A 25,024-nucleotide genomic window follows, 5' to 3' on the forward strand; every position below is an offset into this window, starting at 1 on the left:
CGGCGGCGGATGCACTCTGGGGGCAGAGGAGTTCAAGAGGAAATCATGAGCGGATTAATCATGCCGGAGCCGGATGTTTCGGTGCTCCAGCGGCGCGGGCAGATCGTTGCAGCGCTGCGCGAAATCGTGCCGGGCGAGGGGGTCGTCGATACGGTCAATGCCATGCGGGTATTTGAAACCGATGGGCTGACCGCGCATCGGCAATTGCCGCTTGTCGTGGTGCTGCCTGAAACGGTGGAGCAGGTTTCAGATGTTCTGCGCTATTGTCACGAGCATGAAATCCGCGTCGTGCCGCGCGGGGCGGGCACCTCGCTTTCCGGGGGCGCGATACCTCTGGAAGACGCAGTGCTGCTGGTTCTGTCGCGCTTCAACCGCATTCTGGAAATCGATTATCCCAATCGTGTCGCCGTGGTGCAGCCCGGCGTGACCAATCTGGGCATCACCAAAGCTGTCGAACATGAGGGCTTTTATTATGCCCCCGATCCGTCCTCGCAGATTGCCTGTTCCATTGGCGGCAATGTTGCGGAAAATGCCGGTGGCGTGCATTGCCTCAAATATGGGCTGACGGCCAATAATGTTCTCGGCATCGAGATGGTGCTGATTACCGGCGAAGTGCTGCGGCTGGGCGGCAAGCATCTCGACAGTGAAGCCTATGATCTGCTGGGGCTGATGACGGGTTCGGAAGGTCTGCTGGGCGTCGTCACCGAAGTCAGCGTACGCATATTGCAAAAGCCCGAAACGGCGCGCGCCGTCATGATCGGCTTTCCTTCCAGCGAGCAGGCGGGGCAGTGCGTGGCGGATATTATCGGCGCGGGCATTATTCCCGGCGGCATGGAAATGATGGACCGGCCTGCCATTCATGCAGCGGAGGATTTCGTGCGCGTCGGCTACCCGCTCGATGTGGAAGCGCTTCTGATCGTGGAACTGGATGGCCCGCCGGTGGAGGTGGACTATCTGATTGCGCAGGTGGAAAAGATAGCGCTCAAGAATGGCTCGACCACTTGTACATTGTCGCAATCGGAAGAGGAGAGGCTGGCGTTCTGGGCTGGGCGCAAGGCGGCTTTTCCGGCGGTCGGACGCATTTCGCCGGATTATCTTTGTATGGATGGAACCATCCCGCGCAAGGAACTGCCCAATGTTCTTTCGGGTATGCGTGCGCTTTCCGAAAAATACGGATTGCGCGTCGCCAATGTCTTTCATGCGGGTGATGGCAATCTGCATCCGCTCATTCTTTACGATGCGAATATTCCCGGCCAGCTACGGGCGGCGGAAGATTTCGGCGCGGATATTCTGCGGCTATGCGTGAAGGTTGGCGGCGTGCTGACCGGGGAACACGGGGTGGGCGTGGAAAAGCGCGACCTCATGCCGGTCATGTTCAACGAAATCGATCTTGACCAGCAGATGCGCGTCAAATGCGCCTTCGATGCCAAGCATCTGCTCAATCCCGGCAAGGTTTTCCCGCAATTGCGTCGTTGCGCTGAGCTGGGCCGTATGCATGTGCATCGCGGCGAACTGGCTTTTCCTGATATTCCACGGTTTTGACCATGAATGATGCCAGTATAATCAAGCCGGGGGACGAAGCAGATGTGCAGGATGCCGTGCAATGGGCGCTTGCCAAAGGCGCGCCGCTCGAAATCATCGGCCACGGCACCAAACGCGGTATAGGCAATCAGGTTGTGGCAAGCCATGTGCTTGATCTCTCCAGCCTCAGCGGCGTGACGCTTTACGAGCCGGATGAACTGGTGCTTTCGGCCAGAGCGGGAACGCCGCTTGCGGAAATCGAGCAATTGCTTTCCGATAATGGCCAGTGTTTTCATTTTGAGCCGATGGATTACGGGCCGCTGCTTTCAGGCGAGGCGGGACGCGGCACGATTGCAGGCGTCCTGGCTGCAAATCTTTCCGGTCCGCGCCGCATCAAGGCGGGAGCGGCACGCGATCATGTGCTTGGTGTGCGTGTGGTTTCCGGGCGCGGAGAGTTTTTCAAATCCGGCGGGCGCGTGGTCAAGAACGTCACCGGCTACGATCTTTCCAAAGGCATGGCGAATTCCTGGGGTACGCTTGGCGCTGCAACCGAAATCACTTTCAAGGTCTTGCCTGCCTTTGAAACAGTCGCCACGCTCGCCCTGCGCGGCCTCGACGATGAAGCGGCAGCGCGGGCAATGGCGATGGCGATGGGCGCGCGCGAGGAAGTGGCGTCCGCAGCCCATCTGCCGCCAAGCGTGGCGTGGCGTTTTCTCGACGGCAAGCTGGGCGGCGAGGCCGCGACGATCTTCCGGATTGAAGGCTTTGCACCATCCGTCAAGCATCGGATGGCACAGTTGCAAACCCGGTTTGGTCGTGCTGGCGCAATCGATATACTTGACGAAACACAATCACGGCAGCTTTGGCGCGAGGTGCGCGACGTGCTTCCTTTCGTCAAAAAGGGCGACCAGCGCGTGGTCTGGCGCGTATCGATGGCTCCGATGCAGGGCTGGCGCATGGTGGATGAATTTCGCCGCCATGCCGGGGTGGACGCCTATTATGACTGGCAGGGCGGGCTGATCTGGCTGCGGATGGAAGCCGAGCCGGAGGCGCAGATATTGCGTGCGCTGATTGCCAGATATGGCGGCGGACATGCGACTTTGGTGCGCGCACCGGAGAGTTTGCGCGCAAGCACAGATGTATTCGAGCCGCAAGAACCGGCCCTTGCTGCCCTTTCGCAGCGGCTCAAGCAGCAATTCGACCCGGAAAATATTCTTAATCCGGGACGCATGTATAAATATCCGGCTGGAGCGTAAATCATGCAAACCAATTTCAGCCCCGAACAATTGCTCGATCCCGGCGTCAATGAAGCCGAGAAAATCCTGCGCAAATGCGTGCATTGCGGCTTTTGCACCGCGACCTGCCCGACCTATGTGACGCTTGGTAATGAACTCGACAGCCCGCGCGGGCGCATCTACCTCATCAAGGATATGCTGGAAAATGGGCGCCCGGCGGATGAGGAAGTCGTCCGTCATGTCGATCGCTGCCTGTCTTGCCTTTCCTGCATGACGACATGCCCTTCCGGCGTCAATTACATGCACCTGATCGACCATGCGCGCGTCCATATCGAAAGGACCTATAAGCGTCCTTTCATGGATCGCTTCCTGCGCGCCGTTCTTGCGCGGGTACTGCCCTATCCGGCGCGCTTTCGCGCGGCTTTGAAAATGGCAAAGCTCGGACGTCCGCTGGCGCCGCTGTTTCGCAAAAACGACAGGCTGAAGCCGGTTGCGGCCATGCTCGAACTGGCACCGCGCCATCTGCCTGCGTGCGAGGAGATTGCAGCCGAAAAAACCTCCGCCACCGGCACACGCGGACGGGTGGCCATGCTCAATGGTTGTGTGCAGCCAGTTCTCAATCCCGGCATCAATGCTGCCGCAATGCGTCTGCTCAATCGCCTTGGCATTGAGGTGATAATACCCCGAAATGAAGGTTGCTGCGGCTCGCTGGTGCATCATATGGGCCGTGAGGAACGCGCGCTTGAACAGGCACGGCACAATGTCGATCTTTGGACCCGCGAGATCGAAGCGGGCGGGCTTGATGCGATCATTGTCACTGCGTCGGGCTGCGGCACCACCATCAAGGATTATGGCTTTATGCTGCGCCTCGATCCCGCTTATACATCCAAGGCGGCGCGAGTTTCAGCGCTTGCCAAAGATGTAACCGAATATCTGGCTTCCATCGAAATGCCCGAACCGCAACAGCAAGCCGGGTTGACGGTGGCCTATCATTCCGCCTGTTCGATGCAGCATGGCCAAAAGATCACGCGCCAGCCCAAAGAGCTGCTCACGCGCGCGGGCTTTACGGTTCGCGAACCGCTGGAAGGGCATTTATGCTGCGGCTCGGCGGGAACCTATAATATCATGCAATCCGATATTGCTGTGACGCTACGCGACCGCAAGGCGAAGAATATCGAGGCCACGGGGGCCGATCTGATTGCAACCGGCAATATTGGCTGCATGACGCAGATTGCAGCAGGCAGCAGATTACCTATCGTTCATACGGTCGAACTGATCGACTGGGCCTATGGCGGGCCGAAGCCCGCCGCCCTGTCTGGCATCGGGCAGTAACAGAGACGTCACAGGGCGACAATGGTCGGGTTGCGCCCGATACGCCCATCGGCGCGGTCGAGTTCGGTGATCGCGTCGTGATCCGTGCCGTTGAGATGGAAGTCGAAAATCTCAAAATTTTCCCGGATACGGGATGGGGTCACGGATTTCGGAATAACGATATTTCCCGTCTCGATATGCCAGCGCAGGATGACTTGCGCCACGGATTTTCCATGCGCGCTGGCGATGGCTTTCAGCGTCTCGTTTTCCATCAGGGTGCCCTGACCGAGCGGGCTCCAGGCTTCGGTTGCGATATTATGCTTGCTATGAAACAGGCGCAGCTCATCCTGCTGGAATTGCGGATGCAATTCGATCTGGTTTATGGCGGGCGGGACGTCGCTTTCCTTGAGGATGCGTTCCAGATCGGCGGTACGGAAATTCGACAGACCGATGGACTTAGCCCGGCCTTCTTCTTTGATCCGCGTAAAAGCGCGCCATGCCTCCATGAACAAATCTTTGGAAGGCATGGGCCAATGGATCAGATAGAGATCGACATAATCGGTTCCGAGCCTTTTCAGACTGGCGTCGAAGGCTTTGAGGGTCGTTTCATAGCCCTGTTCGCTGTTCCAGAGTTTGGTTGTGAGGTAGATGTCGCCGCGCGCAATATCCGATTCGCGAATCCCCTTGCCCACGCCTTCCTCATTGCCGTAAATGGCTGCGGTATCGATGTGGCGATAGCCGGTATTCAATGCTTCGCTAACTGCGACCGCAGCGTCATCATTGCTGATTTTCCAAACACCGTAACCGAGCTGTGGAATGCGATTGCCGTCGTTGAGTTTTACTGCCGGTACGGTCATGTTCTGTCCTTCCCTCATATATTATGCCGTTCTGTCGGCAGCATAGGGGTGTTCGCAAAAAAAGGAAAAGCTCTTTCGGCAGCTTTGCCAGGTTAGAATGTTCTTCCATAAAGCTGGCACCAAAAAGCCGTCATTATCACATGATAATAACGGCTCATTGATTGCAGTTATATGAAAAATATCAGCGCACGACTACGCGCGCGCCGACAGGAACCCGATTGTAAAGATCGGTGACATCTTCATTGCGCATTCGGAAACACCCCGAAGACATTGCCTTGCCGATGGTCCAGGGCTGGTTGGTACCATGTATCCGGTAAAGCGTGGAGCCGAGATAAAGTGCGCGTGCGCCTAGTGGATTGTTGATGCCGCCCTTCATTTGCGCAGGCAGGATACGGCCCTTTTTGCGTTCGCGCTGGATCATGGCTCTGGGCGGCGTCCAGGTTGGCCATTCCGCCTTGCGACTGACGCGCTGAGTGCCTTTCCAGCCAAAGCCCTGTTTGCCCACGCCCACGCCATAACGCCGCGCCTTGCCATTGGCCCCGACCAGATAGAGAAAGCGCTTGCCGGTATCGATAATGATCGTGCCGGGCTTTTCCGAGCCGGGATAAGTAACTGTTTGGGGCAGATAGACGGGGTCCATCTGCAGCTGCTTCTTGCGTGTTACTTTGACGGGATTGGCGGCCGGACGCTGCTGGCTGACATTCTGGTAGCGCGCTTTCGGTTGCTGTTTTTGCCGCAATATCTTGGATTTTTGCACCGTTGCCGGTTTGATCTGCGGGGCGATCCGGCTCGCCGCGCCCTGCAATTGCGCGATCCATGGGGCCGAAACATCCCGGCTAAGATAAATGGGTGGTGGAGTGGCGTAACGATCATTGGCGAATGCCATTCCCGTATTCACGACGGATACGGCAATTGCCGCAAGCGATCCTATCAAAAGAAGATGACGTGGTTTCATGTGCCCGATCAGTCTCTCTCGCACTTGGCATTGGCGCTGGTGCGGTTTCCTTTGGCCTCTCCTGGCGCGATACGTCAGGAGAGCAGCCTCGAAATTCATGTGGACATTGTGGGGAGCAATAGAATCATAAAGGTAAATATTGGCGGGACGTTTGTTGCCATCTTATGCAAATTACAGTTGTGGTTAGCGGCCCGTTGCGCGACATGATTAAAATTGGATGAAGGTTCGGAGAGTGAAAATGAACGAATTGATGTCTGAAACAACCGGATTAGTCCGCGATGCGGATGGTACGGTGCGCTGTTTCTGGTCCGGCAACCTGCCTGATTATGTCGCCTATCACGATCAGGAATGGGGCGTACCGGTTGCTGACGACCAGCGTCTTTTCGAGAAAATATGCCTTGAAGGGTTTCAGTCCGGCCTGTCCTGGCTGACGATACTGCGCAAGCGCGAAAATTTCCGCGCCGCTTTCGATGGTTTCGATTTTCGTCGCGTCGCGCTTTACGATGAAAAGGACGTCGAGCGCCTGCTTGGTGACAAAGGCATTGTGCGCCATCGCGGCAAGATAGAATCCACTATCAACAATGCCCGGCGCGCTATTGAACTGGTCGGCGAAAAGGGGTCGCTTGCCGCCTATTTCTGGTCGTTTGAGCCGAAGGCGGAAGAACGCCCGACCATTGTCGATTATCCGACGCTGGCCGCTAATCCGAAAACCGACATATCGACGCGCATTTCCAAAGACCTCAAGAAACGCGGCTGGTCATTTGTAGGGCCGACAACTGTTTATGCCTTCATGCAGGCGATGGGGATGGTGAACGACCATATCGAAGGCTGCCATTGCCGCGCGCATATTGAGAAGCTACGCCAGTCCTTTTTGCGGCCCGGCTAAGCACATCGCGTTTGCTTCATACCCCGCACTTGCCGCACCGGGTTTGATGCGTTAGGAAACCGGCAACGGATCTGCTGGATACCTCCGGCGTAACATGAACAAAATCAGTGATCAGGCAGGAAAAATGGCCGATAAAGCGGACAGGATGAAGGCGCGGTTGCCGCGCGGGTTTGTCGATCGGGCGCCGGACGATCTGCGCGCCACAGAAAAGATGATGGCGACCATCCGCGAAGTCTATGACCTTTATGGTTTTGAGCCGGTAGAAACGCCGCTGGTCGAATATACCGACGCGCTGGGAAAGTTCCTGCCGGATCAGGACCGCCCCAATGAAGGGGTTTTCTCGTTTCAGGACGATGATGAGCAATGGTTGTCGCTGCGTTACGACCTGACGGCGCCGCTCGCCCGTTATGTTGCGGAAAACTACGAAAGCCTGCCCAAACCCTATCGCAGCTATCGCAGCGGCTGGGTGTTCCGCAACGAAAAGCCCGGTCCGGGCCGTTTCCGCCAGTTCATGCAGTTCGACGCCGATACGGTCGGCGCGCCCAATGTTTCAGCGGATGCCGAAATGTGCATGATGATGGCCGATACGCTGGAACGACTAGGCATAAAGCGCGGCGATTATGTGATCCGTGTCAATAATCGCAAGGTGCTCGACGGAGTTCTCGATGCCATCGGCCTTGATGGCGAAGGCAATGCCGCCAGCCGCCTCAATGTGCTGCGTGGCATCGACAAGCTGGACAAGTTCGGCCCCGAAGGCGTGCGCCTGCTGCTGGGCAAAGGCCGTCTTGACGAGAGTGGCGATTTCACCAAGGGCGCGCAATTGCCGGAAGCGGCAATCGAGAAGGTTCTGGCCTTCACCGCTGCCGGTGGCGCGACGGGGGCTGAAACGATCGCCAATCTGCAAGCTGTCGTCGCAGGCAATGTGAAGGGCGAGCAGGGCGTGACGGAGCTCGCTGGCATGCAGGCGCTGTTCAGCGCAGGCGGCTATGAAAGCCGCGTGAAGATTGATCCTTCCGTGGTGCGCGGTCTGGAATATTATACCGGCCCGGTTTTTGAAGCCGAATTACTGTTCGATGTCACCAATGAAGACGGGCAGAAAGTCGTGTTCGGCTCAGTCGGCGGTGGCGGGCGTTATGACGGTCTGGTCTCGCGCTTCCGTGGCGAGGCAGTGCCGGCCACGGGCTTTTCCATCGGCGTCTCACGCCTGATGACGGCACTGAAGAATCTCGGCAAGCTGGATGTTTCCGATACAGTTGGCCCGGTTGTCGTGCTGGTCATGGACAAGGATGGGCCAAGTCTTGGCCGCTATCAGAGAATGGTTTCCAATCTGCGTCAGGCGGGTATTCGCGCGGAAATGTATGTCGGCGGCTCCGGCATGAAGGCGCAGATGAAATATGCCGACCGCCGCAATGCGCCTTGCGTTGTCATTCAGGGCTCGCAGGAGCGTGAAGCGGGCGAGGTTCAGATCAAGGATCTGATTGAGGGCAAGCGCCTTTCCGCGGAGATCGAAGACAATGTGACATGGCGTGAAAGCCGCCCTGCGCAGGTCACGGTGAACGAAGGCGGACTTGTGGATGCTGTTCGAGAAATCCTCGATGCTCAAGCGCGTGATCGCGCCCAGCAGGCAAAGTGACGGGCCAATGATGGGATCAGCTACATTTTCGCTGCGGGAACCTCTTTTCGACACGCTGCGCAGCCAATTCATCGCGAGCGAAGCGGAACTGGTACATATTCCACTGATCCAGCCTGCCGACCCATTTCTGGATATGGCGGGCGAGGATTTGCGCCGCCGTATTTTCCTGACGGAAAACGAGAATGGTGACAGCCTTTGTCTGCGTCCGGAATTCACCATTCCGGTTTGTCGCAATCATATTGCGCTCAATGCCTCCACACCAAAACGCTATGCTTATATTGGCGAAGTGTTTCGCCAGCGTCGTGACGGAGCGGCGGAGTTTTTGCAAGCGGGCATCGAAGATCTTGGCACGGCTGATGAGGCGGCATCCGACGCGCGCTCCATCGCCGATGCGTTGGCCTGCGTGAAGGCCGCTGCGCCGGGTTCGCAGCTCGAAATCGTTCTGGGCGACCAGTCGGTTTTTGCAGGCATGCTCAAGGCGCTCGGCTTGCCACAGGGGTGGCGCAAGAAACTGCTGCGGGCATTTGGCGACGCGCATTCGATGGAAGCAGCGTTTGCCGAACTGACCGGAGAGCAGCGTAGCGATCCGTTGCCCGAAACGCTCGCTCCGCTTGTAGCGCAGGGTGACGAGGAGGAACTGGCGCTCATGCTTGAGGCGGAAATGCTGGAAGCGGGTATTTCACCGGGGGCAGGGCGCACGCCCGCTGAAATTGCCCGCCGCCTGATCGAAAAGGAAGATCTGGCGACTACGCGCTTCCCATCGACGGCGCTTGATGCATTGAAGCGTTTCCTTGCGATTCGGGTTTCGCTCGATACGGCGGCCATCACCATGCGGGCTTTTGCAGCCGATAATGCGCTTGATCTCAGCGCAGTTTTGCAGAAATTTGAAGACCGGACGGATGCAATTGCCGCCGCAGGCATCGCAATCGAAGATATCGTCTACAAAGCGTCTTTTGGTCGACCGCTCGATTATTATACCGGGCTGGTCTATGAAATCCGGCAGGCGGGAGCGGAAGCCGAAACCGTGCTGGCTGGTGGTGGCCGTTATGACCGCCTGCTTACCATGCTGGGCGCCTCCGACAATATTCCGGGCGTGGGCTTTTCCATCTGGCTCGACCGGCTTGGTGCGCTGGCGGGAGAACGATCATGAGCGTGACACTGGCGTTGCCATCCAAGGGGCGGCTTAAGGCACAGACACTCGCTGTGCTGGAAAAGGCTGGATATAAGGTCGTCCTCCCCGATGACGAGCGCAATTACCGCGCCCGGATCGAGGGCGATAACGATCTCGATATTCTTTTCCTTTCAGCCTCCGAAATAGCACGCGAACTTGGTTATGGCGGCATTGATCTTGGCGTAACGGGCGAAGATCTCGTGCGCGAAACCCTGTCTCATGCTGACGAGCGCGTTACCATTGAAGCGGAACTGGGTTTTGGCCATGCCGATGTGGTGGTGGCCGTACCAGAAGTCTGGCGCGACGTCACGACCATGGCCGACCTTGACGATGTGGCGGCAGATTTCCGCCAGCGCCACGGCCGCCGGTTGCGCATTGCGACCAAATATTGGCGGCTGACGCAGCAGTTCTTTTCACAAAAACATGGCATTCAGGTCTATCGTATCGTAGAAAGCCTTGGTGCAACTGAAGGCGCGCCTGCGGCCGGTTCCGCCGATATGATTGTCGATATCACCTCAACGGGCTCGACCCTGAAGGCAAACCGGCTCAAGGTGCTCGAAGATGGCATTATTCTGCGTTCACAGGCTTGTCTCGTGTCCGCGCGCCGCAGCCAGATCGACGTGCGCGTACAGGATATTATTGCCCGTATTCGTAATGGGCTGAAAGCCTGATCGTTTTCCAGATTTCACAAAAAAGCCACGCCTCATATGAGACGTGGCTTTTTTTAAATGCAGAGTGTCATTAGCTACACTTGGCATCAGTCGAGAGCGAATTTGCGTGGGGATAGCGGTCAAGCTAACTATCCCAGTTGATTTGCGTTTCATTTAGAGCGGTTCCTGTTTAAACGGAATCATTGGACCCGCCCTAAGTCTTTGTTTTGTTGCATTGTCCTAACGCAAAACCGTTTCACACTTTTGCTGGAAATACTCTAGCTTGGCCGCACTATGAGCTTTTCGATATAGTGTTTATTACGAGTGCGTAAATTACTCTGGAGCAATCATTCGCTCCGCACGGACCAGTCGGTCATAATCCTCTTCCGAAACCAATCCGCTGTTGAGGGCCTCTTCTCGCAAGGTTGTGCCATTCTTGTGGGCCGTCTTGGCAATCTTCGCCGCATTATCATATCCGATAACTGGAGCCAGGGCGGTGACAAGCATGAGCGAGCGATCCAGCAAATCTTTGATACGTGCCTCATTTGCTTCGATTCCTTCGATACAATGATCGGCAAAGGAAACCATGGCGTCGCTCAAAATCCGGATTGATTGCAAGGTATTATAGGCAATGACTGGCTTGAAGACATTCAGTTCGAAATGGCCCTGACTTGCTGCAACTGTCACTGCCGTATGATTGCCAAAAACCTGCGTGGCGACCATGGTCAGAGCCTCCGCCTGTGTCGGATTCACCTTGCCGGGCATGATGGAGGAACCGGGTTCGTTTTCCGGCAGCGTTAGTTCACCGAGACCGGATCGGGGGCCGGAACCGAGGAAGCGGATATCGTTAGCAATTTTGAAGAGGTCGGCGGCCAACGCATTGAGGCTGCCATGGAAATTGGCGATAGCGCCATGACTTGCCAGCGCTTCGAACTTGTTCGGTGCGGTCTTGAAGGCAAGGCCAGTGATCTCGCTTACGGCCTCGGCAAAGCCGGTATCGAAGCCTTTAGGCGCATTCAGACCGGTGCCGACCGCCGTGCCGCCCTGTGCAAGCAGGAAAATATCTTCAAGCGCTTGTTCTATGCGACGGCGCGCATATTCAAGCGCTACGCGATAGCCGGAGAATTCCTGTCCGAGCGTGACAGGGGTGGCATCCTGCGTATGGGTGCGCCCAATCTTGATAATGTCCTTGAAGGATTCTTCTTTGGCTTTGAGGGCTTGTGTGAGCTGCTCCAGTGCCGGATAGAGCCGATTGACTGTTTCCATCGCGGTGGCGATGTGAATGGCAGTCGGAAAGCTGTCATTGGATGACTGGCTCATATTGACGTGGTCATTTGGATGGACCGGCTTTTTCGAGCCGCGTTCGCCGCCCAGAAGTTCGATGGCGCGGTTGGAAATGACCTCGTTGGCATTCATGTTTGACTGCGTGCCAGAACCGGTCTGCCAGACGACAAGCGGAAAATGATCGTCAAGTTTGCTTTCAATAACTTCGGATGCTGCAACCGCGATGACTTGCCCCAGCACTGGATCGAGTCTGCCGAGCGTGACATTGGTTTCCGCCGCCGCACGCTTTACGATGCCCAATGCATGCACAAGCGGCAAGGGCATGCGCTCGCCACCGATCTTGAAATTTTGCAGCGAGCGCTGCGTCTGTGCGCCCCAGTAGCGGTCGGCCGCAACCTCAATCGGTCCGAAAGTATCGGTTTCGGTACGCATGGCGGTCATTCTCAATCTCCGGCTCATTTCAGGCAAACATAGCACATTATCAGACCAACGCAGGGCTTCGCTTGCGACAATTGGTACGATCTTATGATAAAATAGGATTCTGAAAGTCAAATTTAATTGACCAGCATCATTTCGGAAATATCAATTATCTTCTTCATCCTCATCGCCGCCTTCGGTCTCGGAAATCCATGCGATCGGATCTATTTTCTGCTGGGTCTTGCTGTCTGTGAATATCCACCAGCCGGTATCAGTCTCATCCCAATCCCCGCCGCCTGCCTGCAAGCGTTCCAGGGAGCGATATTGGCTAATGGATTCATTGCGCTGATCGTCGTCATCCAGCCAGACCACCGTGATCTTGCGGCCATCTTTGGGCGCTGTATCTATGGGCATTTCCTTGCGCATGGACCTCTCCATCTCCATCACTTGAAGCAACGTGTTTTAGAATAGCGCGAGGTCGTAGAAGGGCAAGCAAAGATGAGAAGAGCGGGGAAGGTGGAAAGACAGACCGAAGCCTGCCTTTCCTGTTGCCTGAGACAGGACTTCCGAAGCGGGGGGCAAATGGAAGTCCATCTCATATGCCTTTTGCGATTGATCATGAATGAAGCAGGATGTAAATGAGAAAAAACTAAAATATATATCTTAGCCCCAGTAAAGCGAGGCTTAGGTAAATTTTTCATAAATCACAATTGGTTACATCATGTAAGAAAGGCGGCCATTGGCCGCCTTTCTACATTTCCAAGGTATGGGCTTCTTAGAAGTCCATACCGCCCATGCCACCCATGCCGCCAGGCATGCCAGCCGGAGCTGCATCCTTCTTCGGCAGTTCGGCAATCATGGCTTCCGTGGTGATCAGCAGACCAGCAACCGAAGCTGCGTTTTGCAGCGCGGTGCGGACAACCTTGACCGGATCGACGATGCCGAGAGCGATTAGGTCGCCATATTCGCCATTGGCCGTGTTGTAGCCATAGGTTTCGGAGGTATTTTCAAGAATCTTGCCAACGATGATCGAAGCTTCCTCACCAGCGTTCGTCGTGATCTGACGGGCCGGGGACTGAAGCGCACGACGAACGATGTTGATGCCAGCTTCCTGGTCAGCGTTGATGCCCTTGGCAGTGATTTTCACTGAAGCGCGGAGCAGAGCGGTGCCGCCGCCAGCGACGATGCCTTCTTCAACCGCAGCGCGGGTTGCGTTCAGGGCGTCGTCAACGCGATCCTTCTTTTCCTTGACTTCAACTTCAGTCGCACCGCCAACGCGAATGACTGCTACGCCGCCAGCGAGCTTGGCAAGACGTTCCTGAAGCTTTTCACGATCATAGTCCGAAGTGGTTTCTTCGATCTGCTGCTTGATCTGGCCGACACGAGCGTCAATTTCGGCCTTCTGGCCAGCGCCATCGACGATGGTGGTGTTTTCCTTGGTGATCGACACCTTCTTGGCGCGGCCGAGCATGTCGAGCGTAACGCTTTCGAGCTTGATGCCGAGATCTTCGGAAATGACCTGTCCGCCGGTGAGGATGGCGATGTCTTCGAGCATGGCCTTGCGGCGATCGCCGAATCCCGGAGCTTTGACAGCAGCAATCTTCAGGCCGCCGCGCAGCTTGTTGACGACGAGGGTCGCAAGAGCTTCGCCTTCGACATCTTCAGCAATGATGATGAGCGGCTTGGAGGTCTGGACGACAGCTTCCAGAACCGGCAGAAGAGCCTGAAGGTTCGAAAGCTTCTTTTCGTGCAGAAGGATGTATGCGTCTTCGAGGTCCGCAATCATCTTGTCAGGATTGGTGACGAAGTACGGCGACAGATAACCGCGGTCGAACTGCATGCCTTCAACGACTTCGAGTTCGGTTTCAGCGGTCTTGGCTTCTTCAACCGTGATGACGCCTTCGTTGCCGACTTTCTGCATCGCATCGGCGATCATCTTGCCGATTTCAGCTTCACCATTGGCGGAGATGGTGCCAACCTGGGCAACTTCTTCCGAAGTTTTGATCTTGGTGGCCTTCTTGACCAGTTCGGCAACGACTTCGTTGACGGCCAGATCGATGCCGCGCTTGAGGTCCATCGGGTTCATGCCAGCGGCAACGGCCTTGGCGCCTTCCTGAACGATGGCCTGACCGAGAACGGTCGCGGTGGTGGTGCCGTCACCGGCAGTGTCATTGGTCTTGGACGCCACTTCGCGCAGCATCTGTGCGCCCATGTTTTCGAACTTGTCTTCGAGTTCGATTTCCTTGGCGACGGAAACGCCGTCCTTGGTGATGCGCGGTGCGCCGAAGGACTTGTCGATAACAACGTTACGACCCTTCGGGCCGAGCGTGACCTTAACAGCGTCAGCGAGGATATCGACGCCGCGCAGCATCTTTTCGCGCGCGTTACGACCGAATTTTACGTCTTTAGCAGCCATTGAATTCTCTCCTGGGAATATCCCGGTCAGATTTTATGGTGATTGATTTCTGAGGTACGGGCTATTAGCCGACGATACCAAGAATGTCGGATTCCTTCATGATCAGCAGGTCTTCACCGCCGATCTTGACTTCGGTGCCCGACCACTTGCCGAACAGAATCTTGTCGCCAGCCTTCACTTCCAGCGCAATCAGCTTGCCAGCTTCATCACGCGCACCGGCGCCAACAGCAACGATTTCGCCTTCCTGCGGCTTTTCCTTGGCGGTGTCAGGGATAATGATGCCGCCAGCAGTCTTTGCTTCCGATTCTACGCGACGCACGACAACGCGATCGTGGAGCGGACGGAACTTGATCTCAGCCATGGTATAACCCTTGGTGTTGTAGATGTTGAACCTGTTTAAGCGAGCCGACCGGCTCACACTGTTAGCACTCTATGTATCTGAGTGCTAACACGCCTTTGAGATAGAAGCAGGGCTATTCTTTGTCAAGGATGATTGCCGTTTTTTGACAGGCTTACAATAAACTCTGGCGATGTACGCAAGGGGAACGATATAGGAGTGAAACGCGCGGGCCTGCGTATATGGGAACTATACAAGCCTCGCACAAGCTGGCCAGACGATTTACAGCCATTCCCGGCTTATTATCGGAAAATGGCTGTTCTGGTTAATCTCATATGAAGGGAGGCAGCGTATTTATTGCACCCATCAGGCTCTCATCCGGTGTTCATTTAGACGCATCCCGTCCTAACTGTGGTGACAGATCGGGCTGCTTGGGGTAGAGGAAACGCCATGGCGCGTGCCGTGCCTTCACGCTAGTCCATTGCTTTCGCGATGGCCGCTTCCAATTTTGCCGGAAATAACCGGATCAGCATATAGAGGATGACGATGAAATTGCCAGAGTGTCTTGACGATCTCACGGACGGATATGATGCGCTCTTTTGTGATGTCTGGGGGGTCCTGCATAATGGTGAAGTTTCGTTTTCCGCAGCAATAGCCGCTTTGCAGCGCGCTCGCGCCAAGGGACTGACTGTGATTCTGGTCACCAATGCGCCGCGGCCTTTCCCCAGCGTCGCAGCGCAGCTAACGCTGCTTGGCGTGCCGGAAGACGCTTATGACCGCATCGTGACGTCCGGCGATGTGACGCGTGATTTGATTGCGGAGGGTCCCCGACAGGTCTTCCATATCGGCAGCGAGCGTGAACTGGCCATCTATGACGGGCTGGATGTAGAGCTGGTGGAAGAGTTTGAGGCTTCGGGGGTCGTCTGCACCGGGCTTTATGACGACGAAACCGAAACGCCGGAAGACTATGCGGAACTATTGCAGCGGCTGCGTTCGCGCAATCTGCCTTTCATTTGCGCTAATCCTGATATCATGGTCGAGCGCGGATCGCGTCTTGTATGGTGCGCGGGCGCGCTGGCACGCGACTATGGTCAGCTTGGTGGTCGCATGCTGATTGCCGGAAAGCCGCATCGCCCGATTTATGAAGCTGCATCCAAAGCGGTCGAGGAAATCCGGGGGCAGTCCGTGGAGCGCAACCGCATTCTCGCCATTGGCGACGGCGTACTCACGGATGTAAAGGGAGCTGCCGATTACGGCGCTGACGTGCTCTATATTTCGGGCGGGGTGCATGCTGCCGATTATGCAGCGGATGGCGAAGTGGATTTGGCCAAAATGGATGTGTTTTTGCAAAAACACGGCCATTCGCCTATCGCCTCCCTTTATGCACTTGTCTGATAGCTATGCGAGCTGAATTCCGCCCATGACAGAACCACTCTTCAAGCGCTTTTCAGGAACGGAGGTATTTCCCGAATCGCTGCATAATTGTGTGGTGGCGATCGGCAATTTCGATGGTGTTCATCGTGGTCACCAGGCCGTGCTCGAACGGGCGCTGGAATTGGCCCACGAGAATAGTCTGCCAGCGGTGGTTCTGACTTTCGAGCCGCATCCGCGCAGTTTTTTCAAGCCAGACGGGCCGGTGGAGCGGCTCACCGATGCCACCGAAAAAGCACAGATCCTGCGACTCATGGGGTTTGACGCTGTAGTGGAACAGCCATTTACCGCAGAGTTTTCCCAGCAATCGGCAGAAGATTTCGTACAGCACATTCTCGTCGAGAAGCTGCACGCCAATTGCGTCGTGGCCGGCTATGACTTTCATTTTGGCAAAGGACGCCGTGGAACGCCGGAATTTTTGCAAAATGCCGGCGACACATCCGGCATAAGCGTATCTCTGGTCGATGCCTTCAGCGACGAGGGTGGTAATCTCGTTTCCTCGACGCGCATTCGCGCACTACTTTGTGAGGGCGAAGCCGCGCAGGCCGCGGGATTGCTCGGCTATCGTTATCGGGTCAGCGGCGAAATCATCCATGGCAAGAAGCTCGGGCGGACTCTGGGCTTTCCAACAGCCAATATGGGTATAGATGGCCATGTCAGCCTGAAATACGGAATTTATGCTGTCAGATTTCGCCGCGCTGACGGTGCGTTATATGATGGTGTTGCGAGCCTGGGCCGCCGCCCCACCGTTGACAGTGATGGCGTTCCGCTGCTCGAAACATTTCTTTTTGACTTTTCCGGCGATCTTTATGGCGAAGTCGCCACGGTCTCTTTCTTTGGTTTCCTGCGCGGCGAAGTAAAGTTCGATGGACTCGATCCACTTGTCGAGCAGATGAAGCGCGATGAGGAGGAGGCGCGAGCCTTGCTGGCCGGAGCCAGACCTCTATCAGAGCTGGATCGCATCCTTTCCTTCCAGTCGGCATAACTTTATATTATTCGCCGGGCAGAATATGTGTCGCCTCGGGACGCCATGAAACCCAGAGGCTGGCACCCGGCTCAAGATCGAGATGTTCAAGTTCGTCGTGGCTTTTTTGCGCCTTGATCTTCATGCCATCTGTGCCTTCCAGATGGACGACAGCCGTCGCTCCGACAAATTCCTCACCCACCACGCGTGCCTGCATGCCGTTATAGCCATCGGCAGGCGGAGTACTGTTTAGCTGCACCCGATCATCGGAAACTACGAAAGTCGCCCTGTCACCCGCTGCAAGCGACTTGGCGGGATTGGCCATGATATCGAACTCGCCTGCTGACGTTGTGATCTTCAGAATCTCGCCGCTGACGTTACGAACCTTTCCGGTGAAAATGTTGGATGAGCTGAGGAATTCGGCCACAAACTTCGTGCGCGGGGCGCGATAGATTTCCTGCGGAATGCCGATCTGCTCGATCCGGCCGCGGCTCATGATAATAACGCGGTCGGCCATCGAGAATGCTTCCGACTGGCTATGCGTGACATAGACGAAAGTGATGCCCAGTTCGCGTTGCAAATTGGAAAGCACGATCTGCATGTGCACTTTCAGATGCGCGTCGAGCGCCGATAGCGGCTCGTCAAGCAGCAGGATTTCCGGCTCCGTCACCAGCGAGCGGGCAAGGGCCACACGCTGACGCTGGCCTCCGGAGAGGTGGGCGACATTGCGATCTGCAAATTCAACGATCTGCATACGTTCAAGCCATTTATCGACGCGTTTGCGTCGCTCGGATTTTTCCACGCCCCGCATTCGCAGCGAGAACTCAATGTTCTCGCGCACCGTGAGAAATGGGAACAGCGCCAGGCTCTGCCATACCATTGGCGTATCGCGCTGCCATGTCGGTAGGTCATTGATGCGCTTGCCATCAAGGCGGATTTCGCCTTCGCTTGGCGCCTCCAGCCCTGCGAGCATGCGCAAGGTCGTGGTCTTGCCGCAGCCGCTCGAACCCATAATGGCGAGGAACTCGCCCTTGCGGATCTCGAAATTGATCTTTTCGACGGCGACGAAACTGCCAAAACGTTTGACGACACCATCGAAGACAACGAGAGCCTCATCTATCATATAATTTCTTCTCCGGAGGTTATTGCTTCCGCCGCGGGTGCGACGCTGCGTTTCATCAGAAGAATCTGGGCCAGCACAACGAGCGTGATCGAAACAAGGAACACGAAGGTGCCGATGACATTGATGCGCGGGCTGACCTGCCCTTGGAGAAAGCCGAGCACCTTGACGGGCAGGGTTTCGTTCAGGCCAGAGACAAACCAGGCCACGGCGAATTCATCAAAAGACACGGCCATGGTGATGAACAGCGCGGAAAATATTGCGGGTTTGCAGAAGGGAATGATGACATGGCGCATGGCCATCCATTCGGATGCGCCGAGGTTCCATGCCGCCGCCTCCAGCGAAGGGTCCATTTGTGACAGGCGCAGTCGGATGATCGCCATGGCAAAAGGCGCGCACATGACAACATGGGCGATGATGACCGAATAAATCGCGCCCGACAGGTTGATGTTGGACAGGAAGGCCAGCATTGCCAACCCAAGGATGACGACAGGAATTGTTGGGGGCAGCAGGGCGAGCGCGACATAAATGGTCTTGCCGAAGAATTTGTAGCGGAAATCGGTATAGGCCGCGCCAAAGCCGATAGCGGTCGCCAGAACTGATACGATCAAACCTGCAACAAGCGTATTGCGCAGCCCCTCCCAAACCAGCGGGTCGTTGGCGACGGCTTCGTACCAGGTCATCGAGAAGCCGCCGAGAGGAAGCGAGGGGAAGCGGTCGACATTGAACGAAAAGACGAAGCTTGCGGCAATCGGTGCAAAGATGAATGCGAAAGCCAGCAGAACGTAAAACCTCAAAATCCAGTCAATCCATGGATTGCGGTTGAAACTGTTCATCGTCCACGCTCCTTATAGGCATAGCCGATTGCGGCGAAGGCGACGGCGAGCAGCGTTGCGATCATGGTGAGGGCGATCACTGCCGCACGCGGCCATTGCTGGCCGGATTTGGTGGTGTCGGTTATCAGGATGGAGAGAGTAGGCGGGTCGCCGCCGCCCAGATAGAGCGGGCTGACGAAATCGCCGAATGTCAGAATAAAGCAGAACAGCGCCGCGATCACCAGACCGACCCTGGCCGATGGCAGGACCACCTCAAAGATGGTGCGCAGTCGTCCGCACCGCAGATTATGCGCGGCCTCAATGAGCGTCCTGTCTATGAACATCAGACTGAACAATTGCAGCAGAGCCACCAGCGGGAAGCTCAGAGTCAGATAGCCGATCATGGTGCCAAAGCCTGAGTTCAGCATGCCGAACGGCCCGAGTCCGACCGTTGCCAGCAGCGCATTGATGATGCCATTGTCGGAGAGGAATATCTGCCATGAATAGACACGGACCAGGTAGCTTGTGAAAAATGGGATCACCATCAGGAACACTGCCCAGCGCCGCCCGGTTTCAGTGAGTTTGAAGGCGATTGCATAGGAACAGGGAAAAGCCAGCACGCTGGTGATGATCGCAGCGAAGGTGGCGAGCGTGAGGGTACGTAGATAGGCATCCCAGAAGACGCCGCGACCGAGCATCCTGACCCAGTTGACGATATCGAAGTCCGGTTCCATGCGGAAATTTTTGACCGTCCAGAAACTGAGCGCGATCAGGAACAATAGTGGCGCAAGGAAAAACAGCACCTGCCAGATCAGCATCGGTAGCGAGAAGGTCAATCCGTAAAGAGTAATCGATTTCCGCATCATGCATTCCCAAGCTTGAAGATACCTGTACGCTCAATCGCCGTGCAGGATCGCTGGAATGAATGAGTGGATCGTAATCCACTCAGCGAATATATTGCTCTCCCCGTCCTACGTCCCTTTATATTCAGACCAGAAGTCGTTCCAGTCTTCGAGACCCTGTTGAACCGGAAGCTGCCGATACTTGATGCGTCCGTCGCGGATCAGGTCCATGGCATTGTGTTCATTGAGAAGCATGCCCTGTCGTTTGGCTTCTTCAGGAGTTTCCTTGGCGAGCAGCTCCCAGCCCTTCTTGTTCGGGATGAGGCAGGGATAGGCCGCCATATTGGCTGACTTGACCTGACCTTTCGGGGAAGTGATATATTGAATCCACTTCTTGGCCAGTTCGCCCTTGCTTGTACCCTTGCCGATCGAGAAGGATTCTGTGAACTGCAATCCGCCTTCCTCCGGAATGACGCTGCGCACCTTGGCGCCATTGCGCTCCAGCGTACCGGTGATCCAGTCGCCAATCCCGGCCATGGCCAGCACCTGCCCGTTCTGCAATGAGGAGAAGGTGCCGCCATAATCGAAGAAGCCGCCGATCTGCGGCCGCAACGTCATGATCTTGTCCTGAACGCCCGTCCAGGCGGCCTCGTCAATGTCGTAGGGCGAGGCATTGCCGTTGAGCAGGCTGATTTGGCCCAGATTGGGCAGATGCCAGTCGAAATGGCCGACCTTGCCCTTGAGCTTCTGGTCCCAGTAGACATTATAGGTCGAGGCTTCTTTTTCAGTGATTGCATCGGTATTGTAGGCTACGCCGAGGAAGCCGAAGCGGGTGATGACGGAATAAAGATCGTCGCCTTCCCAGTGACCGGGAAAATGCTGGAATTCCGGGAAGAAATCATTGAACGAATAATCGGCGGGATCGAGCTTTTCGATATAGCCGGCGGCGTTAAGCTGCTGGACATATTCGGCATCCGAGAGGATGAGATCGAAAGTGCCGGGAGGAGACTGCGAAATCAGGCCCAGCATATTGTCGCCGCCGGTGTAATATTTGGGCTTGAACTTGACGTTGTTCTCCGCCTCGAATTCGGCCACGATATCTGGCTCGGCATGGCCATACCAGGCCAGCATGGTGAGTTCGGTGGGCTGTGCGAATGCGGACCTGTTCACATAGGGCATTGCCAGAATGCCGCCACCCAATACGCTTGCCCCTTTGAGAATCTGTCGCCGGGTCAGAGAACCCGACAGTCTGTCCTTGATGGTCATCGTATTCCCCATTTTTATTGTTATTGTGCAAGCTTAAGAAGCGCAGCTCCATTTGAAAAATTAATTATTATAATTTGTCCATTAGCTACGCTTATTGGCGGGTTAGCTCCGCCGGGCGACGCAGCGGATCGCTGGGCACTCCGGCATCGTCAAGCCGCATGATGATATGGTTGATCAGGCCGATCCCGGCGTCCGAGAGGCGGGGATGCTTGTAGAACAGCCCGACGCGTATCTCGGCCAGCGGGGGAAATCCATCTGCTTCGTTCAGGATGCGCATACCCGGCAGGATAGTGTAGCGCGTCATGGCGCTCACGCCCAGACCGTTGATAACAGCGTTTTGCAAGCCAGAAATACCAGGCCCCGTATAGGCCATGCGCCAGCGCATCTGTGCGGCGTCGAGCGCCTGGATCATCCGCGCGCGATAGCCGCAGCCTTCCGGGTGGGCGGCGAGCGGTATGCCCGCCTGCGGGTCGAAACGGGCATCCTGCGCGCCGGTCCATACAGGCTGCTCGATCCACGCCCGTGACAGATATTGCGCGCGGTCGGTTTCAGCCATGGCAATGGCCAGATCAAGTTCATCGGCGCGCAGCCGGTCGAGAACCGTTTCGCTCAGGCCACAATAAATCTCAAGGGCTACGTCGCGGTGCTGGCGGGTATATTCGGTGATGACGCCTTGCAGAAACGCAACGGCATAGTCATTTGGCAATCCAATGCGCAGAACGCCCGACAGCTTGGAGCGGTTGAAATAAGACGCTGCCTCATCATTGAGCCGGAGGATTTCGCGGGCATAACTCAAGAGCATTTCACCTTCGGCGGTGAGTGAAAGGGTGCGACCGACCTGCTTGATGAGCGGAGCACCGATCAGTTCCTCAAGCCTGCGCATCTGCAAGGAAATTGCCGGCTGGGTGCGGCCGAGCATGTCGCCAGCCTTGGTATAGGCGCCGAGGTCGATGACAGAAACAAATGTACGCAGAAGGTCAGTCTGGAGATTTACAATGTTTCGCATGGATTTCGTTTCCTTATGCGCAGATGACTATTATAAATTTCTCATATCTCCCAGTTCTGTTCAAATCCTGTTTTCGGATCATCAATGGGAGATGTGTGACTATGCCCGAACAAACAGTTTTTGCTGCCGAATTGTCCTGGCCCGATTACGATGCCTGCGTTCGCGACGGGAAGACGGCAATTCTTCTGCCGATCGGCTCGATGGAGCAGCACGGGCATCATATGCCGATGAATGTGGATGTGCTGCTGCCGGTGGAATTTGCGCGCCGGGTTGCTGGCCGTATCGGCGCACTGGTCGCCCCGCCCTTTACCTATGGCTACAAGTCGCATCAGAAATCCGGCGGCGGCAATCACCTGCCGGGCACGACGAGCCTCGACGGTGCGACACTGGTTGCGGCCCTGCGCGATGTCATCAGGGAGTTTGCCCGCCACGGCGTGCGCCGCATCGGCATGATCAACGGTCATTACGAGAATTCCTGGTTCATCATCGAAGGTATCGACCTTGCGCTGCGCGAACTGAAATGGGAAGGCATCACCGATATGAAGATCGTGGTGCTCTCCTATTGGGATTTTGTGAACAGGGCGACGATCGAACGGCTTTATCCGGACGGTTTCCTGGGCTGGGATATCGAACATGGCGGCGTGCTTGAGACCTCGCTGATGCTGGCACTCTATCCGCAGCAGGTCCGCCTTGAACGCGCGGTCGACCATGCCCCGGCAACCTTCCCCCCCTATGACGTCTACCCGCCGAAACCGGAATGGACACCGGAAAGCGGCACATTATCCTCGCCTAAAGATGCGACGGCCCAAAAGGGTGAATTGCTGCTGCAGGTTTGCGCGGACGGCATTGTGGAGGCACTTGAAAAAGAATTCCCGCGCTGAACATTCAGCGGCTTAAAGCCTGTGGCTGCGGCATTGCCGTAGCTTTTTATGTAGTTCTGAATGACGAAACACGAAAGGAAATCAGCCCAATGGGCTGACTTCCTCATTAGTTGGATATGGTTCGCTGATTTCGTCAATTGCGGATAATGTTGTGCTCCGGCCCGAAGGGGAAGCCTGTGATATTTTCGGCTCCGTCTTCCTTGACGATCAGAATGTCGTGCTCGCGGTAGCCGCCTGCGCCCGGCTTGCCTTCAGGCAGCATTACCATCGGTTCCATCGACACCACCATGCCTGGTTCAAGGACGGTCTCGATATCCTCGCGCAGTTCCACACCGGCCTCTCGACCATAATAATGGGAGAGGACGCCGAAGGAGTGGCCATAACCGAATGAGCGATATTTCAGCAGGTCCCACTCGCGATACATTTCATTAAGCTCGATGGCGATGTTTTTGCAACGCGCGCCCGGCTTGATGAGTTCGAGGCCGCGGCGATGAACGGCGACGTTCTTTTCCCATATATCGAGGCTCGCATCATCAACATGATCGCAGAACAGGGTGCGCTCAAGCGCGGTGTAATAACCAAAAATCATCGGAAAAGTATTGAGCGAGAGAATATCGCCGGACTGAACCTTGCGGTTGGTTACCGGATTATGCGCGCCATCCGTATTGATGCCCGACTGGAACCATGTCCATGTATCCATGAGTTCGACGAAGGGGAAGGAACCGGCGATCTCACGCACCATCGCATTGGTGGTGGCGATCGCGACTTCATGCTCAGGCACACCAGCCTTTACCGCCGCAACGCAGGCTGCGCCGCCGACGTCACAGATTCGTGCGCCTTCGCGGATCAACTTGTGCTCTTCCGCCGATTTGATGGTGCGCATCCACATGGACGGCTGGCTGACATCGACAAATTCGACGCCGGGAAGCGCTTCTTCGAGCGCACGGCGGAAGTCGAGTGAGACATGATCGAACTCGATGCCGATGCGCTTGGCGCCGGGGGTCAATTGCCGCACGGCGCTGTAGAAATTATCGCGGCGCCAGTCGGTATAGGTGATGTTGTCGCCGAAACTGCGTCGCCATGGCTGGCCGCCATCTATACCGGCTGAAATGGTGGTTGCATTATTCTGGTCGATGACCATGCCATATTTCCGGCCAAAATAGCAGTAGAGCCAGCCGGAATAGTAATTGATGCAATGATAAGATGTGAACAATGCTGCATCCACATCGTTCTTTGCCATCCATCCGCGCATATTGTTCTGGCGGCGCGCCATTTCGGCATCGGAAAATGGCGAAAACTCCTTTTCGCCATTGTGCCATTTCATTACGTGCAACATATCGTCGGTCATCGCGCTGCTCCTCCTTGAGAACGATATCTGAAGCAGCAGAATAGGTTCGCCAATGGCATTACAAAAATTTATTCACTTAATAGTCGGATAATAGAATTTTATAGAGAGAGGGTTTGTTCGACTTCCTTCCGACCGCAGACGGTGGCCATTATCAAGCTGACCGGGACAGAGTGATTAACTCGGAACGCAGATAATCCGGATCGGATAAAGTTGCTTCGATCTGGGCGTGAACCTGCCGCCAGATCGGCGTCGCTTCGACTAAAACAGATCGCCCGGTAGACGTCAGCAGCAATCGCCTCGCGCGCCGATCCTTCGGGTCGGTTACGATCTCGATAAGACTGCCGCGTTCCAGCGGCTTGAGGTTGGCCGTAAGCGTCGTCCTGTCCATTGCCAGTAAAGCGGCTACATTGCCCAAAGTAGGTGGCTCCGGTCGGTTGAGCGACATGAGAAGCGAGAATTGACCGCTGGTGATGCTCAAAGGTTTGAGCGCAGTGTCGAAATGGCGTGCAAGCGCACGCGCCGCTCTCTGCGCATGCAGGCACAGGCAGGTGTCACGCACATAGAGCGTAGTTTGAAAATCGGGATCGGCTGGCTGGTGCATCTCGAAGCTTGATATTCGCAGTATTGTTTATGTTGATATCAATATAAAATGAAGGCGTCAAGCTGCCGGACGGGGAG

23 protein-coding genes are annotated in these 25,024 nt (G+C 56.0%); 10 read left to right on the top strand and 13 right to left on the bottom strand.

The genetic code is table 11. The annotated features are described in order from the left end of the window. Positions 1-45: 45 nt before the first annotated feature. From KUG47_RS06110 to glcF, 3 genes are read left to right on the top strand one after another with little or no spacing between them, the layout of a single operon-like run. Entirely contained in the window at positions 46-1,542 is a 1,497-nt protein-coding gene (locus KUG47_RS06110; protein WP_217677082.1) for an FAD-linked oxidase C-terminal domain-containing protein, read from the top strand. 2 nt (positions 1,543-1,544) lie between these two features. Further along, positions 1,545-2,777, top strand: a complete 1,233-nt coding sequence (locus KUG47_RS06115) for an FAD-binding protein (protein WP_217677083.1) — start codon at positions 1,545-1,547, stop codon at positions 2,775-2,777. 3 nt (positions 2,778-2,780) lie between these two features. Beyond that, the gene (glcF, locus tag KUG47_RS06120) at positions 2,781-4,088 is read left to right on the top strand and encodes a glycolate oxidase subunit GlcF (protein ID WP_217677084.1); all 1,308 of its coding nucleotides are present in this window, start codon (positions 2,781-2,783) and stop codon (positions 4,086-4,088) included. 8 nt (positions 4,089-4,096) lie between these two features. Here the strand turns inward: glcF and KUG47_RS06125 are convergent, their stop codons facing one another. Further along, a complete protein-coding gene (locus KUG47_RS06125; protein ID WP_217677085.1) occupies positions 4,097-4,924 on the bottom strand; it encodes an aldo/keto reductase in 828 nt (275 codons plus the stop codon). Between the two features lie 181 nt (positions 4,925-5,105). Next, positions 5,106-5,879 carry a L,D-transpeptidase gene (locus tag KUG47_RS06130; RefSeq protein ID WP_217677086.1) on the bottom strand — a complete coding sequence of 258 codons (774 nt, stop codon included), beginning with the start codon at positions 5,877-5,879 and terminating at the stop codon, positions 5,106-5,108. Positions 5,880-6,117: 238 nt separating this feature from the next. Here KUG47_RS06130 and KUG47_RS06135 point away from each other — a divergent pair, with 238 nt between their 5' ends. The 4 genes from KUG47_RS06135 to hisG all read left to right on the top strand — a co-directional run bounded on the left by KUG47_RS06135 (position 6,118) and on the right by hisG (position 10,240). Then, positions 6,118-6,765, top strand: coding sequence for a DNA-3-methyladenine glycosylase I (locus KUG47_RS06135; protein WP_217677087.1), 648 nt, complete (start codon positions 6,118-6,120; stop codon positions 6,763-6,765). A gap of 124 nt (positions 6,766-6,889) precedes the next feature. Then, positions 6,890-8,398 (top strand): histidine--tRNA ligase, encoded by a 1,509-nt coding sequence (gene hisS, locus KUG47_RS06140; protein WP_217677384.1) that lies wholly within the window; start codon positions 6,890-6,892, stop codon positions 8,396-8,398. Between the two features lie 7 nt (positions 8,399-8,405). Continuing rightward, on the top strand, positions 8,406-9,548 hold the full coding sequence (locus KUG47_RS06145) for an ATP phosphoribosyltransferase regulatory subunit (protein ID WP_217677385.1): 1,143 nt from the start codon (positions 8,406-8,408) through the stop codon (positions 9,546-9,548). Next, complete coding sequence (hisG, locus tag KUG47_RS06150) at positions 9,545-10,240, top strand: ATP phosphoribosyltransferase (protein WP_217677088.1); 696 nt, start codon at positions 9,545-9,547, stop codon at positions 10,238-10,240. Before KUG47_RS06145 ends, hisG begins: the two co-directional genes overlap by 4 nt. A 312-nt stretch (positions 10,241-10,552) precedes the next feature. Here hisG and fumC read toward each other — a convergent pair whose 3' ends face one another. From fumC to groES, 4 genes are all read right to left on the bottom strand, one after another. Then, on the bottom strand, positions 10,553-11,944 hold the full coding sequence (gene fumC / locus KUG47_RS06155) for a class II fumarate hydratase (RefSeq protein ID WP_217677089.1): 1,392 nt from the start codon (positions 11,942-11,944) through the stop codon (positions 10,553-10,555). Between the two features lie 141 nt (positions 11,945-12,085). Then, positions 12,086-12,346, bottom strand: a complete 261-nt coding sequence (locus KUG47_RS06160; RefSeq protein ID WP_217677090.1) for a hypothetical protein — start codon at positions 12,344-12,346, stop codon at positions 12,086-12,088. A 349-nt stretch (positions 12,347-12,695) separates the two neighbouring features. After that, complete coding sequence (groL, locus tag KUG47_RS06165; protein ID WP_217677091.1) at positions 12,696-14,336, bottom strand: chaperonin GroEL; 1,641 nt, start codon at positions 14,334-14,336, stop codon at positions 12,696-12,698. A 64-nt stretch (positions 14,337-14,400) separates the two neighbouring features. Continuing rightward, entirely contained in the window at positions 14,401-14,697 is a 297-nt protein-coding gene (gene groES / locus KUG47_RS06170) for a co-chaperone GroES (protein WP_217677092.1), read from the bottom strand. A 522-nt stretch (positions 14,698-15,219) separates the two neighbouring features. Between groES and KUG47_RS06175 the strand changes: the two genes are divergently transcribed. Then, positions 15,220-16,068, top strand: a complete 849-nt coding sequence (locus KUG47_RS06175) for a TIGR01459 family HAD-type hydrolase (protein ID WP_217677093.1) — start codon at positions 15,220-15,222, stop codon at positions 16,066-16,068. Between the two features lie 25 nt (positions 16,069-16,093). Further along, positions 16,094-17,089, top strand: coding sequence for a bifunctional riboflavin kinase/FAD synthetase (locus KUG47_RS06180; RefSeq protein WP_217677094.1), 996 nt, complete (start codon positions 16,094-16,096; stop codon positions 17,087-17,089). A gap of 7 nt (positions 17,090-17,096) precedes the next feature. On the opposite strand, the gene KUG47_RS06185 is transcribed toward KUG47_RS06180, so the two are convergent. The 5 genes from KUG47_RS06185 to KUG47_RS06205 all read right to left on the bottom strand — a co-directional run bounded on the left by KUG47_RS06185 (position 17,097) and on the right by KUG47_RS06205 (position 22,117). After that, positions 17,097-18,191 (bottom strand): ABC transporter ATP-binding protein, encoded by a 1,095-nt coding sequence (locus KUG47_RS06185; protein WP_217677095.1) that lies wholly within the window; start codon positions 18,189-18,191, stop codon positions 17,097-17,099. Continuing rightward, a complete protein-coding gene (locus tag KUG47_RS06190; RefSeq protein ID WP_217677096.1) occupies positions 18,188-19,024 on the bottom strand; it encodes an ABC transporter permease in 837 nt (278 codons plus the stop codon). The genes KUG47_RS06185 and KUG47_RS06190 overlap by 4 nt, the downstream gene beginning before the upstream one ends. Next, positions 19,021-19,869, bottom strand: coding sequence for an ABC transporter permease (locus tag KUG47_RS06195; protein WP_254799339.1), 849 nt, complete (start codon positions 19,867-19,869; stop codon positions 19,021-19,023). Before KUG47_RS06195 ends, KUG47_RS06190 begins: the two co-directional genes overlap by 4 nt. 105 nt (positions 19,870-19,974) lie before the next feature. Beyond that, a complete protein-coding gene (locus KUG47_RS06200; protein ID WP_217677097.1) occupies positions 19,975-21,111 on the bottom strand; it encodes a polyamine ABC transporter substrate-binding protein in 1,137 nt (378 codons plus the stop codon). A 91-nt stretch (positions 21,112-21,202) separates the two neighbouring features. After that, entirely contained in the window at positions 21,203-22,117 is a 915-nt protein-coding gene (locus KUG47_RS06205) for a LysR substrate-binding domain-containing protein (RefSeq protein ID WP_217677098.1), read from the bottom strand. Between the two features lie 101 nt (positions 22,118-22,218). Here KUG47_RS06205 and KUG47_RS06210 point away from each other — a divergent pair, with 101 nt between their 5' ends. Beyond that, a complete protein-coding gene (locus KUG47_RS06210) occupies positions 22,219-22,998 on the top strand; it encodes a creatininase (RefSeq protein WP_254799340.1) in 780 nt (259 codons plus the stop codon). A 133-nt stretch (positions 22,999-23,131) separates the two neighbouring features. Here KUG47_RS06210 and KUG47_RS06215 read toward each other — a convergent pair whose 3' ends face one another. Both KUG47_RS06215 and KUG47_RS06220 read right to left on the bottom strand, forming a co-directional pair. Then, positions 23,132-24,346, bottom strand: a complete 1,215-nt coding sequence (locus KUG47_RS06215) for a M24 family metallopeptidase (protein WP_217677100.1) — start codon at positions 24,344-24,346, stop codon at positions 23,132-23,134. A 151-nt stretch (positions 24,347-24,497) separates the two neighbouring features. After that, entirely contained in the window at positions 24,498-24,947 is a 450-nt protein-coding gene (locus tag KUG47_RS06220; RefSeq protein WP_217677101.1) for a MarR family winged helix-turn-helix transcriptional regulator, read from the bottom strand. Between the last annotated feature and the right edge of the window lie 77 nt (positions 24,948-25,024).

The organism is Falsochrobactrum tianjinense (assembly GCF_019100495.1).
Taxonomy (GTDB): Bacteria; Pseudomonadota; Alphaproteobacteria; order Rhizobiales; family Rhizobiaceae; genus Brucella; species Brucella tianjinense.